Origin of the sequence: Pseudomonas sp. IT-P258, assembly GCF_949767825.1 — a bacterium.
GTDB lineage: Bacteria > Pseudomonadota > Gammaproteobacteria > Pseudomonadales > Pseudomonadaceae > Aquipseudomonas > Aquipseudomonas monachiensis.
In genome coordinates this window covers 577,492-595,261 of record NZ_CATKPU010000021.1, presented here as the reverse complement: position 1 = coordinate 595,261, position 17,770 = coordinate 577,492, and the positions used below count along the sequence as shown (strand labels likewise).

General features: G+C 57.6%; 17 protein-coding genes. All 17 read left to right on the top strand.

The features are described from left to right. The first annotated feature begins 34 nt into the window (after window positions 1-34). Window positions 35-1,405 carry a tRNA uridine-5-carboxymethylaminomethyl(34) synthesis GTPase MnmE gene (mnmE, locus tag ACM6G4_RS10030; protein ID WP_056726772.1) on the top strand — a complete coding sequence of 457 codons (1,371 nt, stop codon included), beginning with the start codon at window positions 35-37 and terminating at the stop codon, window positions 1,403-1,405. Window positions 1,406-1,955: 550 nt separating this feature from the next. Then, a complete protein-coding gene (gene mnmG / locus ACM6G4_RS10025; protein ID WP_414913590.1) occupies window positions 1,956-3,854 on the top strand; it encodes a tRNA uridine-5-carboxymethylaminomethyl(34) synthesis enzyme MnmG in 1,899 nt (632 codons plus the stop codon). Next, window positions 3,851-4,495 (top strand): 16S rRNA (guanine(527)-N(7))-methyltransferase RsmG, encoded by a 645-nt coding sequence (rsmG, locus tag ACM6G4_RS10020; RefSeq protein WP_007969895.1) that lies wholly within the window; start codon window positions 3,851-3,853, stop codon window positions 4,493-4,495. Before mnmG ends, rsmG begins: the two co-directional genes overlap by 4 nt. An 18-nt stretch (window positions 4,496-4,513) precedes the next feature. Next, complete coding sequence (locus ACM6G4_RS10015; protein WP_056726774.1) at window positions 4,514-5,311, top strand: ParA family protein; 798 nt, start codon at window positions 4,514-4,516, stop codon at window positions 5,309-5,311. Window positions 5,312-5,320: 9 nt separating this feature from the next. Continuing rightward, the gene (locus ACM6G4_RS10010; RefSeq protein ID WP_056726775.1) at window positions 5,321-6,193 is read left to right on the top strand and encodes a ParB/RepB/Spo0J family partition protein; all 873 of its coding nucleotides are present in this window, start codon (window positions 5,321-5,323) and stop codon (window positions 6,191-6,193) included. Window positions 6,194-6,341: 148 nt separating this feature from the next. Then, window positions 6,342-6,749: a F0F1 ATP synthase subunit I gene (locus tag ACM6G4_RS10005; RefSeq protein WP_008045685.1), complete on the top strand. Its 408-nt coding sequence runs from the start codon at window positions 6,342-6,344 to the stop codon at window positions 6,747-6,749. A gap of 16 nt (window positions 6,750-6,765) precedes the next feature. After that, entirely contained in the window at window positions 6,766-7,635 is an 870-nt protein-coding gene (atpB, locus tag ACM6G4_RS10000; protein ID WP_095943038.1) for a F0F1 ATP synthase subunit A, read from the top strand. 133 nt (window positions 7,636-7,768) lie between these two features. Continuing rightward, on the top strand, window positions 7,769-8,026 hold the full coding sequence (atpE, locus tag ACM6G4_RS09995; RefSeq protein WP_003097235.1) for a F0F1 ATP synthase subunit C: 258 nt from the start codon (window positions 7,769-7,771) through the stop codon (window positions 8,024-8,026). A gap of 58 nt (window positions 8,027-8,084) precedes the next feature. Continuing rightward, complete coding sequence (locus tag ACM6G4_RS09990) at window positions 8,085-8,555, top strand: F0F1 ATP synthase subunit B (protein WP_008045681.1); 471 nt, start codon at window positions 8,085-8,087, stop codon at window positions 8,553-8,555. Window positions 8,556-8,567: 12 nt separating this feature from the next. Further along, a complete protein-coding gene (locus tag ACM6G4_RS09985) occupies window positions 8,568-9,104 on the top strand; it encodes a F0F1 ATP synthase subunit delta (protein WP_008045680.1) in 537 nt (178 codons plus the stop codon). 21 nt (window positions 9,105-9,125) lie between these two features. Further along, on the top strand, window positions 9,126-10,670 hold the full coding sequence (gene atpA, locus ACM6G4_RS09980) for a F0F1 ATP synthase subunit alpha (RefSeq protein ID WP_030132553.1): 1,545 nt from the start codon (window positions 9,126-9,128) through the stop codon (window positions 10,668-10,670). Between the two features lie 50 nt (window positions 10,671-10,720). Continuing rightward, window positions 10,721-11,581 (top strand): F0F1 ATP synthase subunit gamma, encoded by an 861-nt coding sequence (atpG, locus tag ACM6G4_RS09975; RefSeq protein ID WP_008045673.1) that lies wholly within the window; start codon window positions 10,721-10,723, stop codon window positions 11,579-11,581. A gap of 27 nt (window positions 11,582-11,608) precedes the next feature. Next, window positions 11,609-12,988 (top strand): F0F1 ATP synthase subunit beta, encoded by a 1,380-nt coding sequence (atpD, locus tag ACM6G4_RS09970; protein ID WP_008045671.1) that lies wholly within the window; start codon window positions 11,609-11,611, stop codon window positions 12,986-12,988. A 45-nt stretch (window positions 12,989-13,033) separates the two neighbouring features. Further along, window positions 13,034-13,459 carry a F0F1 ATP synthase subunit epsilon gene (locus tag ACM6G4_RS09965; RefSeq protein WP_007969909.1) on the top strand — a complete coding sequence of 142 codons (426 nt, stop codon included), beginning with the start codon at window positions 13,034-13,036 and terminating at the stop codon, window positions 13,457-13,459. A 113-nt stretch (window positions 13,460-13,572) separates the two neighbouring features. After that, window positions 13,573-14,940: a bifunctional UDP-N-acetylglucosamine diphosphorylase/glucosamine-1-phosphate N-acetyltransferase GlmU gene (gene glmU / locus ACM6G4_RS09960; protein WP_056726777.1), complete on the top strand. Its 1,368-nt coding sequence runs from the start codon at window positions 13,573-13,575 to the stop codon at window positions 14,938-14,940. A gap of 199 nt (window positions 14,941-15,139) precedes the next feature. Next, on the top strand, window positions 15,140-15,916 hold the full coding sequence (locus ACM6G4_RS09955; RefSeq protein WP_008018362.1) for a DeoR family transcriptional regulator: 777 nt from the start codon (window positions 15,140-15,142) through the stop codon (window positions 15,914-15,916). A gap of 1 nt (window position 15,917) precedes the next feature. Next, on the top strand, window positions 15,918-17,750 hold the full coding sequence (gene glmS, locus ACM6G4_RS09950; protein ID WP_414913589.1) for a glutamine--fructose-6-phosphate transaminase (isomerizing): 1,833 nt from the start codon (window positions 15,918-15,920) through the stop codon (window positions 17,748-17,750). The last annotated feature ends 20 nt before the right edge of the window (window positions 17,751-17,770 follow it).

The following is a 17,770-nucleotide window of genomic DNA, read 5'->3' as shown; positions in this document are numbered from 1 at the left end:
TTGCTATCTGTCACTTTTGTCTGGATACCGGTTTATGAGCGTTCCTCGCGAAACCATCGCAGCCGTCGCCACCGCTCAAGGTCGAGGCGGTGTAGGCATCGTGCGTATTTCCGGGCCGTTGGCCAGCGTTGCGGCCAAGGCCTTCAGCGGTCGCGAACTCAAGCCGCGATTTGCTCACTACGGTCCGTTTTTCAGTGAAAACGACGAGGTGCTGGACCAGGGCATTGCCTTGTATTTCCCCGGCCCGAACTCGTTCACAGGCGAAGATGTGCTGGAGCTGCAAGGCCATGGTGGTCCGATCGTTCTGGATATGCTGCTCAAGCGTTGCCTGGAACTGGGTTGCCGTCTCGCCCGGCCTGGAGAATTCAGTGAGCGCGCCTTCCTCAACGACAAACTGGACCTCGCCCAGGCCGAGGCCATTGCCGACCTGATTGAAGCCAGTTCTGCCCAGGCTGCTCGAAACGCGTTGCGCTCACTGCAGGGTGCTTTCTCGTCGCGTGTGCATAACCTCACCGAGCAATTGATCGGCCTGCGCATCTATGTCGAAGCGGCCATCGATTTTCCGGAAGAGGAAATCGACTTCCTTGCCGATGGCCACGTCCTGAGCATGCTCGACAAGGTTCGCGACGAGTTATCCACCGTCATCCGCGAAGCCGGGCAGGGCGCCTTGCTGCGTGACGGCATGACAGTGGTCATTGCCGGCCGTCCGAATGCCGGTAAATCCAGTCTGCTCAATACCCTGGCCGGGCGTGAAGCGGCGATCGTGACCGAAATTGCCGGCACCACCCGTGACGTGCTCCGTGAACATATCCACATCGATGGCATGCCGCTGCACGTGGTGGATACCGCCGGCCTGCGCGATACCGATGATCATGTGGAAAAAATCGGCGTCGAGCGTGCCTTGAAAGCCATCGGCGAAGCGGATCGGGTACTGCTGGTGGTCGATGCCACGGCCCCGGAAGCCCTCGATCCTTTTGCACTCTGGCCGGAGTTTCTCGAAACCCGTCCCGATCCCGCGAAAGTCACCCTGATCCGCAACAAGGCCGACCTTACGGGCGAAGCCATTGCCCTGGAGGTCAGCGCGGACGGCCATGTCACCATCAGCCTGAGCGCCAAGTCTGGTGGTGTCGGGCTGGACCTGCTGCGCGAACACCTCAAGGCCTGCATGGGCTATGAACAAACGTCCGAAAGCAGCTTCAGCGCTCGCCGGCGACACCTTGAGGCGCTACGTCATGCCAGTGCAGCCCTCGAGCATGGCCGCGCTCAATTGACCCTGGCCGGCGCTGGCGAGTTACTGGCCGAGGATTTGCGCCAGGCTCAGCAGTCGCTGGGTGAAATCACCGGTGCTTTCAGCTCCGATGATCTGCTGGGGCGAATTTTCTCCAGCTTCTGTATCGGTAAGTAGCCCACCTGTTACTCACAGACAGGCCATTCGTGCCTGTCTGTTCTCTCCATTTCTGAAAAAAACCTCCAGTGTCGAGCGGACTTTGTCTGCTTGAGCGCAATTCCTGTACCCGAATTTCGAGCAAACGGCACTTTTCTGTGGATTAAGCCCTGTGAATAACCGTGGCTAAGGTCAGTTGATAACAGGGCCTGAAAACTGAACATAACCACCTCTGTGGATAACCACCTCTTTCATCCACAGGCTTACACCGGTTATCCAAGGGCCTCATTGGCACATGAACACAGGGTTTTGAATCTCTGTACACATTGAAAATAAAGGCCTGTATCAATCTATCCACAGAAATGATGGTGCATAGAAATAAACATAAAAACAAAGATTTAATAAATTTCTTTCTTTTTAATTTCTATAACTCCGACTTTTCCACAGCTGGTTAAATTTTGTGCAAAGGGTTCTTTAGGAAGGGCGAAGTCCCTATACTTGTCGACCAGGTCCAAAAACCTGAGCTCAAACTATTCCTGAATTACCTACTTAAGCAGGCACGAGGTGCGTGGTGGATTTCCCTTCCCGTTTTGAAGTGATCGTCATCGGCGGCGGTCATGCCGGTACCGAGGCAGCACTGGCCTCAGCACGTATGGGGGTTAAAACCCTGTTGCTGACGCATAACGTGGAAACCCTCGGTGCCATGAGTTGCAACCCTGCCATTGGCGGGATCGGCAAAAGCCACCTGGTCAAGGAAATCGACGCCCTCGGCGGTGCGATGGCCATGGCTACCGATAAAGGCGGTATCCAGTTTCGCGTGTTGAACAGCCGCAAAGGCCCGGCCGTGCGAGCAACCCGCGCGCAGGCAGACCGGGTTCTGTACAAGGCAGCTGTCCGCGAAATCCTGGAGAACCAGCCGAACCTGTGGATATTTCAACAAGCCGCTGACGACCTGATCGTCGAGCAGGAACAAGTCCGTGGTGTTGTCACGCAAATGGGTCTGCGTTTCCTCGCCGATTCCGTGGTGTTGACCACCGGCACGTTCCTCGGTGGACTTATCCACATCGGTTTGCAGAATTTTTCCGGCGGTCGCGCCGGTGATCCGCCATCGATCGCGCTGGCTCACCGTCTGCGTGAACTGCCATTGCGTGTGGGTCGTTTGAAAACCGGTACTCCGCCGCGTATCGACGGCCGGTCTGTGGATTTCTCGGTGATGTCCGAGCAACCGGGTGATACGCCGATCCCGGTGATGTCGTTCATGGGGTCCAAAGAACAGCATCCGAAGCAAGTCAGCTGCTGGATTACCCACACCAATGCCCGCACCCACGAAATCATTGCCGCAAACCTCGACCGTTCACCGATGTATTCCGCTGCCGGCGAGATCGAAGGGATCGGCCCGCGTTATTGCCCGTCGATCGAAGACAAGATCCATCGCTTTGCCGACAAGGAAAGCCATCAGGTGTTTATCGAACCGGAAGGTTTGACCACTCATGAGTTGTATCCGAACGGGATATCCACAAGCTTGCCGTTCGACGTGCAATTGCAGATCGTGCAATCGATCCGCGGCATGGAAAACGCGCACATCGTGCGTCCGGGCTACGCGATCGAGTACGACTACTTCGATCCACGTGACTTGAAGTACAGCCTGGAAACCAAAGTCATCGGCGGTCTGTTCTTTGCCGGGCAAATCAACGGCACCACCGGTTACGAAGAAGCCGGTGCCCAGGGTTTGCTGGCCGGGACCAACGCTGCGCTGCGTGCGCAAGGCAAAGAGGCCTGGTGCCCGCGTCGCGACGAGGCCTATATCGGCGTGTTGGTCGACGACCTGATTACCCTTGGTACCCAAGAGCCGTACCGGATGTTCACGTCCCGCGCCGAATATCGCTTGATCCTGCGCGAAGACAACGCCGACTTGCGCCTGACCGAAAAAGGCCGCGAACTGGGTCTGGTGGATGACGTGCGCTGGGCAGCTTTTTGCAAAAAACGCGAAAGCATCGAACTGGAAGAGCAACGCCTGAAAAGCACCTGGGTACGCCCGGGCACCGAACAGGGCGATGCCATTGCCGAAAAATTCGGCACGCCACTGACCCACGAATACAACCTGCTCAATCTCTTGAGCCGTCCGGAAATCGACTACGCTGGTCTGATCGCGGTGACCGGTGGCGGCGCAGAAGATCCACAGGTTGCCGAGCAGGTCGAAATCAAGACCAAGTACGCCGGCTACATCGATCGTCAACAGGATGAAATCGCCCGCCTGCGAGCCAGCGAAGACACCAAATTGCCTGTGGATATCGATTACACGAATATTTCCGGTCTCTCCAAAGAGATCCAGAGCAAGCTCGGCGCGACCCGTCCAGAAACCCTGGGCCAGGCCTCGCGTATCCCGGGCGTTACGCCGGCAGCCATTTCGCTGTTGATGATTCATTTGAAAAAACGCGGCGCGGGCCGTCAGTTGGAGCAAAGCGCTTGAGTTCGTTGGTCACTTCGCAACACGCAGAAGAGTTATCCACAGGTGCTCGCCAACTCGGTGTCACGCTGACAGAAACCCAGCACGCCCAGCTGCTGGGTTACCTGGCCCTGTTGATCAAATGGAACAAGGCTTACAACCTCACCGCCGTGCGTGATCCGGACGAAATGGTTTCCCGTCACTTGCTCGATAGCCTGAGCGTGATGTCGTTCATCGAAAACGGTCGCTGGCTCGACGTCGGCAGTGGCGGCGGCATGCCTGGCATTCCGCTGGCGATCCTGTTTCCCGAGTCCCAGGTGACCTGCCTGGACAGCAACGGCAAGAAAACCCGCTTCCTGACCCAGGTCAAACTCGAACTCAAACTGGATAACCTGCAAGTTATCCACAGTCGCGTCGAAGCATTCCAGCCTGCCCAACCGTTCAACGGGATCATTTCCCGGGCGTTCAGCAGCATGGAAAACTTCAGCAACTGGACTCGCCACCTCGGTGATAGCGAAACACGCTGGCTGGCAATGAAGGGCGTTCATCCGGCCGATGAGCTGGTAGCATTGCCGGCAGACTTCCACCTCGATAGCGAACACGCCCTGGCCGTACCTGGTTGCCAAGGCCAACGCCATCTGCTGATACTGCGCCGCACGGCATGATTGGGAACACAAGCAAGAATGGCTAAGGTATTCGCGATTGCGAACCAAAAGGGTGGCGTGGGCAAAACCACCACCTGCATCAACCTCGCAGCATCCCTGGTCGCGACCAAGCGCCGGGTGCTGTTGATCGATCTTGATCCACAGGGCAACGCCACCATGGGTAGCGGTGTGGATAAACATGGCCTGGAAAACTCGGTCTACGACCTGCTGATCGGAGAATGTGACCTGGCCCAGGCCATGCACTTCTCCGAGCATGGTGGTTACCAGCTATTGCCGGCCAACCGCGACCTCACCGCGGCCGAAGTGGTTCTGCTGGAAATGCAGATGAAGGAAAGCCGTCTGCGCAGCGCGCTGGCGCCGATCCGGGAAAACTACGATTACATTCTGATCGACTGCCCGCCATCGCTGTCGATGCTGACCTTGAACGCACTGGTTGCCGCCGACGGGGTCATTATCCCCATGCAGTGCGAGTACTTCGCACTTGAAGGCTTGAGCGATCTTGTGGATAACATCAAGCGTATCTCTGAACTGCTGAACCCGAACCTCAAGGTCGAAGGCCTGCTGCGTACGATGTACGACCCGCGCCTGAGCCTGATGAACGATGTCTCGGCGCAGCTCAAGGAACACTTCGGCGAGCAGCTCTACGACACCGTCATTCCGCGCAACATCCGTCTGGCCGAAGCGCCAAGCTACGGCATGCCGGCGCTGGCGTACGACAAAACATCGCGAGGCGCCGTTGCCTACCTGGCATTGGCGGGCGAAATGGTTCGTCGTCAACGCAAAAACTCACGCATCGCCGCTGCTCAGGCAACTTAAGGAATCCCCATGGCCGTCAAGAAACGAGGTCTCGGACGTGGACTGGATGCTCTGTTGAGTGGTCCGACTGTCAGCTCGCTGGAAGAACAAGCGGCGCAAGCCGATCTGCGTGAGCTGCAGCACCTTCCCCTTGATCTGCTCCAGCGCGGCAAGTACCAGCCGCGTCGTGACATGGATCCGCAGGCGCTCGAAGAGCTGGCGCAGTCGATCAAGGCCCAGGGCGTCATGCAGCCTATCGTGGTTCGCCCGATCGGCGGCGGCCGCTTCGAGATCATCGCCGGCGAACGTCGCTGGCGCGCCAGCCAGCAGGCCGGGCAGGAAACGATCCCGGCGATGGTTCGCGATGTACCCGATGAAACCGCGATCGCCATCGCGCTGATCGAGAACATCCAGCGCGAAGACCTGAATCCGATTGAAGAAGCGGTGGCCCTGCAGCGTTTGCAGCAGGAGTTCCAGCTGACCCAGCAACAGGTGGCCGAGGCCGTGGGCAAGTCGCGGGTGACCGTGGCCAACCTGTTGCGCCTGATTTCCCTGCCGGAAGTCATCAAGACCATGTTGTCCCACGGCGACCTGGAAATGGGTCATGCCCGTGCTTTGCTCGGTTTACCGGAAATTCAACAGGTTGAAGGGGCGCGACATGTTGTCGCACGCGGGCTGACCGTGCGCCAGACAGAGGCACTGGTTCGCCAGTGGTTGAGTGGTAAACCGGAGCCTGTGGAAGCGGCAAAACCGGACCCGGATATTGCTCGTCTCGAACAGCGCCTGGCCGAGCGCCTAGGCTCTGCGGTGCAGATTCGCCACGGTAAGAAGGGTAAAGGGCAGTTAGTGATTGGCTACAACTCACTGGATGAGCTTCAAGGCGTACTTGCACATATCCGCTGAAACATTTCCTCATGTAGCGCGCAGTCGGAAATCACTACCTGACAGTTGAATAGGGGCAGAACCGCCCCTATACTCTGCGCGCATTTTGTCGGCACAAATTATGCCAAGTTATTGAATTTCGGCAGCCGACCATTGGAGAGTAAAAGTGATGGAAACCCGCACGCCAAACCGCCTGCCCTTCCATCGCCTGGCAGTTTTTCCGGTGTTAATGGCTCAATTTGTCGTATTGCTGATTGCCGCTTTGGCGCTTTGGTACCGATATGGAGTCGTTGCCGGGTACTCGGGACTCTGCGGAGGCCTGATAGCCTTGCTACCCAATGTTTATTTCGCTCACAGGGCATTTCGGTTTTCCGGCGCTCGAGCGGCCCAGTCCATCGTCCGGTCTTTTTATGCCGGCGAGGCAGGCAAACTGATTTTGACGGCAGTGCTGTTTGCACTGGTGTTTGCAGGTGTGAAGCCACTGGCGCCGATTGCAGTATTCGGTGCCTTCGTGCTGACTCAGTCAGTCAGCTGGTTCGCTCCCCTGCTGATGAGAACAAGACTTTCGAGACCTTAGGGCGTTTGAGGCAACCATGGCAGAAACAACCGCTTCGGGCTATATCCAGCACCACTTGCAGAACCTGACTTTCGGTCAGCTCCCTACCGGCGGCTGGGGCTTTGCCCACACCGCAGCAGAAGCCAAGGAAATGGGCTTCTGGGCTTTCCACGTCGATACCCTCGGCTGGTCGGTCGCATTGGGTCTGATCTTCGTTCTTCTTTTCCGTATGGCGGCAAAGAAAGCGACTTCGGGTCAGCCAGGTGCTTTGCAGAACTTCGTTGAAGTATTGGTCGAATTCGTCGATGGCAGCGTGAAAGACAGCTTCCATGGCCGCAGCCCGGTGATTGCACCGCTGGCACTGACCATCTTCGTCTGGGTGTTCCTGATGAACGCCGTCGACCTGGTACCGGTCGACTGGATTCCTCAGCTGGCCATCCTGATCACCGGCGACCACCACATCCCGTTCCGTGCCGTGTCGACCACCGACCCGAACGCGACCCTGGGCATGGCGTTCTCGGTTTTCGCACTGATCATTTTCTACAGCATCAAGGTCAAGGGCCTCGGCGGCTTCATCGGCGAGCTGACCCTGCATCCGTTCGGCAGCAAGAACATTTTCGTTCAGGCCCTGCTGATCCCGGTGAACTTCCTGCTGGAATTCGTGACCCTGATCGCCAAGCCGATCTCCCTGGCTCTGCGTCTGTTCGGCAACATGTACGCCGGTGAGCTGGTCTTCATTCTGATTGCTGTGATGTTCGGCAGCGGTCTGCTCTGGCTTAGTGGCCTGGGCGTTGTTCTGCAGTGGGCGTGGGCTGTGTTCCACATCCTGATCATCACCCTGCAGGCGTTCATCTTCATGATGTTGACCATCGTTTACCTGTCGATGGCACACGAAGAAAACCATTAAGACCAGTCTCGACTAGTCTGATGTCCTTCCCGGTAAAACGGGAAGGTGCTCCTTACGGGGCATCTGAAACGATTTGTTTTACCGCTTTAATCTAAAAAACCTAAACCATACGACGTAAAAGTCGGGAGGAAAGATGGAAACTGTAGTTGGTCTAACCGCTATCGCTGTTGCACTGTTGATCGGCCTGGGCGCACTGGGTACCGCAATTGGTTTCGGCCTGCTGGGCGGCAAGTTCCTGGAAGGCGCAGCGCGTCAGCCAGAAATGGTTCCAATGCTGCAAGTTAAAATGTTCATCGTTGCCGGTCTGCTCGACGCCGTAACCATGATCGGTGTTGGTATCGCTCTGTTCTTCACCTTTGCGAACCCGTTCGTTGGTCAAATCGCTGGCTAATTACTCGGATCTTCCGGGTAATTTGGTGTGATGGACAACGTAACTGCGAGGTGTTGGCGTGAACATTAATGCGACCCTGATTGGCCAGTCCGTTGCGTTCCTGATTTTTGTACTGTTCTGCATGAAGTTCGTATGGCCTCCGGTCATTGCGGCTCTGCACGAACGTCAAAAGAAGATCGCTGATGGTCTGGACGCTGCCAGCCGTGCAGCTCGCGACCTGGAGTTGGCCCAAGAGAAAGCGGGTCACCAACTGCGCGAAGCGAAAGCTCAGGCAGCTGAAATCATCGAGCAAGCCAAGAAACGCGGTAACCAGATTGTCGAAGAGGCTGTTGAAAAAGCCCGTGTCGACGCTGACCGTGTGAAGGTTCAGGCTCAAGCCGAGATCGAACAGGAACTGAACAGTGTCAAAGACGCGCTGCGTGCCCAAGTGGGCTTGCTGGCAGTCGGCGGCGCCGAGAAGATCCTGGGTGCCACAATCGATCAAAACGCGCACGCAGAGCTGGTTAACCAACTGGCTGCTGAAATCTAAGCGAGGGCGATCATGGCAGAACTGACCACGTTGGCCCGACCTTACGCTAAGGCGGCCTTCGAGCACGCTCAGGCCCACCAGCAACTGGCCAATTGGTCAGCCATGCTCGGCCTGGCTGCAGCGGTGTCGGAAGACGACACCATGCAGCGCGTGCTCAAGGCCCCGCGACTGACGAGCGCAGAAAAGGCCGCCACGTTCATTGACGTGTGCGGCGACAAGTTTGATGCCAAGGCACAGAACTTCATCCACGTCGTTGCCGAAAACGACCGTCTCCCGCTGTTGCCGGAGATTGCCGCTCTATTCGACCTGTACAAGGCCGAGCAAGAGAAGTCGGTAGACGTTGAAGTGACCAGTGCTTTCGCATTGAACCAAGAACAGCAAGACAAACTCGCCAAGGTTCTCAGTGCACGACTCAACCGGGAAGTGCGCCTGCAAGTTGCGGAGGACGCTGCCCTTATTGGTGGTGTCGTCATCCGCGCCGGCGACCTGGTTATCGATGGCTCGATTCGCGGCAAAATCGCGAAACTTGCCGAAGCATTGAAATCTTGAGTTTGAAGGGGCAGCAGAGCAATGCAGCAACTCAATCCTTCCGAAATAAGTGAAATTATCAAGGGCCGCATCGACAAGCTCGATGTGACCTCCCAAGCCCGTAACGAAGGCACTGTCGTCAGCGTATCTGACGGTATCGTGCGGATTCACGGTCTGGCCGACGTAATGTACGGCGAGATGATCGAGTTTCCGGGCGGCGTCTTCGGTATGGCCCTCAACCTGGAGCAAGACTCCGTAGGTGCCGTTGTATTGGGCGCATACCAGTCTCTGGCTGAAGGCATGAGCGCCAAGTGCACTGGCCGCATCCTGGAAGTTCCGGTTGGTAAGGAACTGCTGGGTCGCGTAGTCGACGCACTGGGTAACCCTGTTGACGGCAAAGGTCCACTGGGCAACACCGAGACCGACGCGGTCGAGAAAGTTGCTCCAGGCGTGATCTGGCGTAAGTCGGTAGACCAGCCTGTACAGACTGGCTACAAGGCTGTCGATGCCATGATCCCTGTCGGCCGTGGCCAGCGTGAGCTGATCATCGGTGACCGTCAGATCGGTAAAACCGCTCTGGCGATCGACGCGATCATCAACCAGAAGAACAGCGGCATTTTCTGCGTCTACGTAGCAATCGGTCAGAAACAATCGACCATCGCCAACGTGGTTCGCAAGCTGGAAGAAAACGGCGCCCTGGCCAACACGATCATCGTGGCTGCCAGTGCTTCGGAATCTCCTGCGCTGCAATTCCTGGCACCGTACTCCGGTTGCACCATGGGTGAATTCTTCCGCGACCGCGGTGAAGACGCGCTGATCGTTTATGACGATCTGTCCAAGCAAGCAGTGGCTTACCGCCAGATTTCCCTGCTGCTGCGCCGTCCACCAGGCCGTGAAGCTTACCCAGGCGACGTGTTCTATCTCCACTCCCGTCTGCTGGAGCGCGCATCCCGCGTTTCGGAAGAATACGTAGAGAAGTTCACCAACGGCGCAGTGACCGGCAAAACCGGTTCCCTGACCGCACTGCCGATCATCGAAACCCAGGCTGGCGACGTTTCCGCGTTCGTTCCGACCAACGTGATTTCCATCACCGACGGTCAGATCTTCCTGGAATCGGCCATGTTCAACTCGGGCATCCGCCCTGCAGTGAACGCCGGTGTTTCGGTATCCCGTGTGGGTGGTGCCGCTCAGACCAAGATCATCAAGAAGCTGTCCGGTGGTATCCGTACCGCTCTGGCTCAGTACCGTGAACTGGCGGCATTCGCCCAGTTCGCTTCTGACCTGGACGAAGCGACCCGTAAGCAACTTGAGCATGGTCAGCGCGTTACCGAGCTGATGAAGCAGAAGCAATACGCACCAATGTCGATCGCTGACATGGCGCTGTCGCTGTATGCCGCTGAGCGTGGGTTCCTGACTGACGTTGAAATCGCCAAGATCGGCAGCTTCGAGCAAGCGCTGATTGCTTTCTTCAACCGCGATCACGCCGATTTGATGGCGAAGATCAACGTGAAAGGTGACTTCAATGACGAAATCGACGCTGGCATGAAAGCCGGTATCGAGAAGTTCAAGGCCACCCAAACCTGGTAAGCCGCAGCGGGAGCCGCAAGGCTCCCGCTTGCTAACCTGATAGGTGTTACATGGCAGGCGCAAAAGAGATTCGCAGTAAGATTGCGAGCATCAAAAGCACGCAAAAGATTACCAGCGCCATGGAAAAAGTGGCGGTCAGCAAAATGCGCAAGGCACAAATGCGCATGGCTGCTAGCCGTCCTTATGCGGAGCGTATCCGCCAGGTAATTGGGCATCTGGCCAACGCCAACCCGGAATACCGCCACCCGTTCATGATCGACCGCGAAATCAAGCGTGTGGGTTATGTCGTAGTGAGCAGTGACCGTGGTCTGTGCGGCGGCTTGAACACCAACCTGTTCAAGGCCCTGGTCAAGGACATGGCGGTAAACCGCGAAAACGGCGTCGAGATCGATCTGTGTGTCGTTGGTAGCAAGGGTGCGGCCTTTTTCCGCAACTTCGGCGGTAACGTCGTTGCAGCTATCAGCCACCTGGGTGAAGAGCCGTCGATCAATGATCTGATCGGCAGCGTCAAGGTGATGCTGGATGCCTACCTGGACGGCCGTATTGACCGCCTGTCCGTGGTGTCCAACAAGTTCATCAACACCATGACGCAACAGCCTACCGTGGAGCAGTTGATTCCACTGGTGGCAACCCCGGATCAAGACCTCAAGCACCACTGGGACTATCTCTACGAACCGGATGCCAAGGAGCTGCTGGACGGCTTGATGGTCCGTTACGTGGAGTCGCAGGTCTACCAGGCGGTGGTCGAGAACAACGCGGCTGAACAAGCTGCGCGGATGATCGCGATGAAGAACGCTACCGACAACGCCGGTGATTTGATCAGCGATTTGCAGCTGGTCTACAACAAGGCGCGTCAGGCTGCGATCACCCAAGAGATCTCGGAAATCGTCGGCGGCGCTGCCGCGGTTTAACGGTTCAAATATTCAGAGGATCCAGCTATGAGTAGCGGACGTATCGTTCAAATCATCGGCGCCGTTATCGACGTGGAATTTCCACGCGACAGCGTACCGAGCATCTACAACGCGCTGACTGTACAAAGCGCGGCCGGGACCACCCTGGAAGTTCAGCAGCAGCTGGGCGACGGCGTGGTTCGTACCATTGCGATGGGTTCCACCGAAGGCTTGAAGCGCGGTCTGGACGTTGTCGACTCTGGCGCAGCCATCTCCGTACCGGTCGGTAAAGCGACTCTGGGCCGGATCATGGACGTTCTGGGCAACCCGATCGACGAAGCTGGTCCAATCGCTACCGAAGAGCGTTGGGGCATTCACCGTCCAGCGCCTTCGTTCGCTGAACAGGCAGGCGGCAACGACCTGCTGGAAACCGGCATCAAGGTTATCGACCTGGTTTGCCCGTTCGCCAAAGGCGGTAAAGTTGGTCTGTTCGGTGGTGCCGGTGTAGGCAAGACCGTAAACATGATGGAACTGATCCGTAACATCGCCATCGAGCACAGCGGTTATTCCGTGTTCGCCGGTGTGGGTGAGCGTACTCGTGAGGGTAACGACTTCTACCACGAGATGAAGGACTCCAACGTTCTGGACAAAGTGGCACTGGTTTACGGTCAGATGAACGAGCCGCCGGGAAACCGTCTGCGCGTAGCACTGACCGGCCTGACCATGGCCGAGAAGTTCCGTGACGAAGGTAACGACGTTCTGCTGTTCGTCGACAACATCTATCGTTACACCCTGGCCGGTACTGAAGTATCCGCACTGCTGGGCCGTATGCCTTCGGCAGTAGGTTACCAGCCGACCCTGGCTGAAGAGATGGGCGTTCTGCAAGAACGTATCACTTCGACCAAGGAAGGTTCGATCACCTCGATCCAAGCGGTATACGTACCTGCGGATGACTTGACCGACCCGTCGCCAGCGACCACCTTCGCCCACTTGGACGCTACCGTCGTTCTGTCCCGTGACATCGCTTCCCTGGGTATCTACCCAGCGGTCGATCCACTCGACTCGACTTCGCGCCAGCTGGACCCGAACGTAATCGGCCAGGACCACTACGACACCGCTCGCGGCGTTCAGTATGTTCTGCAGCGTTACAAAGAACTGAAGGACATCATTGCGATCCTGGGTATGGACGAGCTGTCGGAAGCCGACAAGCAGTTGGTAAACCGTGCTCGTAAGATCCAGCGCTTCTTGTCGCAGCCGTTCTTCGTGGCTGAAGTCTTCACCGGTGCATCGGGTAAATACGTTTCCCTGAAAGACACCATTGCTGGCTTCAAAGGCATCCTCAACGGTGACTACGACCACCTGCCAGAACAAGCGTTCTACATGGTTGGCGGCATCGAAGAAGCGATCGAGAAAGCCAAGAAACTGTAATCCCGGCGCCCGGCAACGGGCGCTAATTTAGGTTGAGGCAATCAGATGGCTATGACAGTCCATTGCGATATCGTCAGCGCGGAAGGAGAAATCTTTTCCGGTCTGGTCGAGATGGTGATTGCGCACGGTGCACTGGGTGATCTTGGTATCGCCCTGGGTCACGCGCCGCTGATCACTAATCTGAAGCCAGGTCCGATCCGCCTGGTCAAGCAGGGCGGGGAAGAGGAGGTGTATTACATCTCCGGTGGTTTCCTCGAGGTTCAGCCGAACATGGTCAAGGTTCTTGCCGACACCGTGCAACGTGCTGCCGACCTGGACGAAGCCTCCGCTCAGGAAGCCGTCAAGGCTGCCGAGAAGGCACTGCATGAGCGGGGCGCGGAATTCGATTACGGTTCTGCTGCCGCACGTCTGGCCGAGGCTGCAGCTCAGCTGCGCACCGTCCAGCAGATCCGCAAGAAGTTCGGCCACTAAGGCAGCACTTGTTGTGTGATTGATTAAAAAGGGTAGCCTCGGCTACCCTTTTTTCTTTTCCAACTTTTACAACCTGGTCGCAGCCGCTGACCACCCAGGATTGGTAGCCAGTCATGTCTCTTGAAATCGTTATTCTTGCTGCTGGCCAAGGCACGCGCATGCGTTCCGCTTTGCCGAAAGTCTTGCACCCGATTGCCGGCAACTCCATGCTTGGCCATGTTATCCACAGCGCCCGGCAACTTGATCCACAGCGCATCCACGTCGTGATCGGTCACGGTGCCGATGCCGTGCGCGAACGCCTGGCGGCGGATGACCTGAACTTCGTCCTGCAGGATAAACAACTGGGTACCGGTCACGCCGTTGCCCAAGCCGTGCCGTTCATTCAGGCCGACACCGTGCTGGTGCTCTACGGTGATGTGCCGTTGATCGAAGTCGATACCCTGCAGCGCTTGCTCAAGAAGGTGGGGCCGCAGCAGTTGGGCTTGCTGACCGTCGAACTGGATGACCCGACCGGTTACGGTCGGATTGTTCGTGATGCTGCCGGCAAGGTTGCGGCCATCGTCGAACAGAAAGATGCCAACGAAGCTGAACGCAAGATCACCGAAGGCAATACCGGCATTCTGGCGCTACCTTTTGCCCGTCTTGGCGACTGGATGAGCCGACTTTCCAATAACAACGCCCAGGGCGAGTACTACCTGACCGACATCATTGCGATGGCCGTGAGCGATGGTCTGGTGGTGGACACCGAGCAGCCGCACGATGCCATGGAAGTGCAGGGCGCCAATGACCGCAAGCAGCTTTCCGAACTGGAACGGCATTATCAATTGCGCGCCGGTCGTCGTTTGATGGCTCAAGGTGTAACGCTGCGCGACCCGGCACGATTCGACGTGCGTGGAGACGTGACAGTAGGCCGCGACGTGCTGATCGACATCAACGTGATCCTCGAAGGCAAGGTGGTCATCGAAGACGATGTGGTGATCGGCCCGAACTGTGTGATCAAGGACAGCACCCTGCGCAAAGGCGTGGTCATCAAGGCCAACAGCCATATCGAAGGTGCCATTCTGGGTGAAGGCAGCGATGCCGGCCCGTTTGCGCGTCTGCGTCCAGGCACCGTGCTGGAAGCGCGAGCCCATGTGGGTAACTTCGTCGAGTTGAAAAATGCTCACCTGGGCGAAGGCGCCAAGGCCGGTCACCTGACCTATCTGGGCGATGCCGAAGTGGGCGCGCGCACCAACATCGGTGCTGGCACTATTACCTGCAACTACGACGGCGCGAACAAGTGGAAAACCGTGCTGGGTGAAGATGTGTTCATTGGCTCCAACAACTCGTTGGTGGCGCCTGTGGATATCCTGGATGGTGCTACCACAGCGGCCGGCTCGACCATTACCTCAACTGTGGATAAATCCCAGTTGGCCATCGGGCGTGGTCGTCAGAGGAACATCGATGGCTGGAAGCGGCCGGAGAAGATCAAGAAGAGCTGAGTTATCCACAGTTCGTTAGATCAAAAGATCGCAGCCTTTGGCAGCTCCTACAGGGTGACCAAAAATCCTGTGTAGGAACTGCCGGAGACTGCGATTTTTTTACTTATCCACAGCTCTTTTTATCGCATGGCGCTTGACGAAGTTTCGCTGATAGGTTTTGATTGCTTCCGTTATCTTTCGAAACGAAACTTACCAGCTCATGTCGAAGCGCAATACCCCTCAGCGTCGTCACAATATCCTCGCCTTGCTCAATGAGCAGGGCGAAGTCAGTGTGGATGAGTTGGCCAAGCGCTTCGAAACGTCGGAAGTTACGATTCGCAAGGATCTGGCGGCGCTTGAAAGCAATGGTCTATTGCTGCGTCGTTACGGCGGGGCGATCACCATGCCTCAGGAGTTGGTCGCGGACCTTGGTCAGCCGGTTTCCAAATACAAGCAAGCCATCGCCCGTGCCGCCGTCGCGCGGATACGCGAGCATGCGCGCATCATTATCGACAGTGGCAGTACCACCGCCTCCATGATCCCGGAACTCGGCCAGCAACCCGGCCTGGTGGTGATGACCAACTCGTTGCATGTCGCCAATGCCCTGAGCGAGCTTGAGCACGAACCGGTGCTTTTGATGACCGGGGGTACCTGGGACCCGCATTCCGAGTCCTTTCAGGGGCAGGTTGCCGAGCAGGTACTACGATCCTACGATTTCGACCAGTTGTTTATCGGTGCCGATGGCATCGATCTGGTTCGCGGTACAACCACCTTCAACGAACTGCTCGGGCTGAGCCGAGTCATGGCCGAAGTCGCCCGCGAAGTGGTCGTGATGGTGGAGGCCGACAAGATCGGCCGCAAGATTCCCAACCTGGAACTGCCCTGGAGCAGTGTCCATACCCTTATTACCGATGAACGCCTGCCACTTGAGGCTCGCGATCAGATTCAGGCCCGCGGCATCACTTTGATATGCGCGGCTGTCAGTCAGGAGAAATAGCATGTGTGGAATTGTCGGCGCAGTCGCAGAACGTAACATCACCGCCATCCTCGTCGAAGGCCTGAAGCGCCTCGAATACCGTGGGTATGACAGCGCTGGCGTGGCGGTCTACACCAACGATGAAAAACTCGAGCGCCTGCGTCGTCCGGGCAAGGTCAGTGAACTGGAGCAGGCATTGACCAACGAGCCGCTGGTCGGTCGTCTGGGCATCGCCCACACCCGCTGGGCCACCCACGGTGCGCCGTGCGAGCGCAATGCCCACCCGCATTTCTCCGGCGACCTGGCAGTAGTGCACAACGGCATCATCGAAAACCACGAAGCCCTGCGTGAACAACTCAAGGCCCTGGGTTATGTATTCACCTCGGACACCGACACCGAAGTCATCGCTCACCTGCTGAATCACAAACTCAAGGATCTGAGCGACCTGACCGTGGCCCTCAAGGCGACCGTCAAAGAGTTGCACGGTGCTTACGGCCTGGCAGTGATCAGCTCCAAGCAACCTGATCGTCTGGTCGCAGCCCGCAGCGGCAGCCCGCTGGTGATCGGCCTGGGCCTGGGGGAAAACTTCCTGGCGTCCGACCAGTTGGCCCTGCGTCAGGTCACCGACCGCTTCATGTACCTGGAAGAAGGCGATATCGCCGAAATCCGCCGCGACAGCGTGCAGATCTGGGACGTCAACGGCCAGGCTGTCGAGCGCGAAGCCGTGCAGTATCGCGACGGTGCCGAAGCCGCTGAAAAGGGCGAGTTCCGCCACTTCATGCTCAAGGAAATCCACGAGCAACCATCCGTGGTGCAGCGCACCCTGGAAGGTCGTCTGAGCCAGAATCAGGTACTGGTACAGGCATTCGGCCCACAGGCGGCCGAACTGTTCGCCAAAGTACGCAACGTACAGATCGTCGCGTGCGGCACCAGTTACCACGCCGGCATGGTCGCGCGTTACTGGCTCGAAGAACTGGCCGGCATTCCTTGCCAGGTCGAAGTCGCCAGCGAATTCCGCTACCGCAAGGTAGTGGTGCAGCCGGACACCTTGTTCGTGACCATTTCCCAGTCCGGTGAAACTGCCGACACCCTGGCCGCGCTACGCAACGCCAAGGAACTGGGCTACCTCGCCAGCCTGGCGATCTGCAACGTCGGTATCAGTTCGCTGGTGCGTGAATCCGATCTGACCCTGTTGACCCAGGCCGGTCGCGAAATCGGTGTGGCATCGACCAAAGCCTTCACCACGCAACTGGTTGGCCTGTTGTTGCTGACGCTTTCCCTGGGTCAGGTTCGCGGCACCTTGGCCAAAGGCGTCGAAGCGACGCTGGTCGAAGAACTGCGTCGTTTGCCGACCCGTCTGGGCGAAGCGCTGGCCATGGACAGCACCGTGGAAAAAATCTCCGAGCTGTTCGCCGAGAAACACCACACGCTGTTCCTCGGCCGTGGCGCGCAGTTCCCGGTGGCGATGGAAGGGGCACTCAAGCTCAAGGAAATCTCCTACATCCACGCCGAAGCCTATCCGGCCGGCGAGCTGAAACACGGCCCGTTGGCGCTTGTGGATAACGACATGCCAGTGGTGACCGTGGCGCCGAACAACGAATTGCTGGAGAAGCTGAAGTCCAACCTCCAGGAAGTCCGCGCCCGCGGTGGCCAGTTGATCGTCTTCGCAGACGAGAAGGCCGGCATGACCAACGGTGAAGGCACCCACGTGGTGCACATGCCGCACATCCACGACATCCTGTCGCCGATTCTCTACACCATCCCGCTGCAGCTGCTGTCGTACTACGTCGCCGTGCTCAAGGGCACCGATGTTGACCAGCCGCGCAATTTGGCGAAGTCGGTTACTGTGGAATAAGTTATCCACAGATGAAAAAC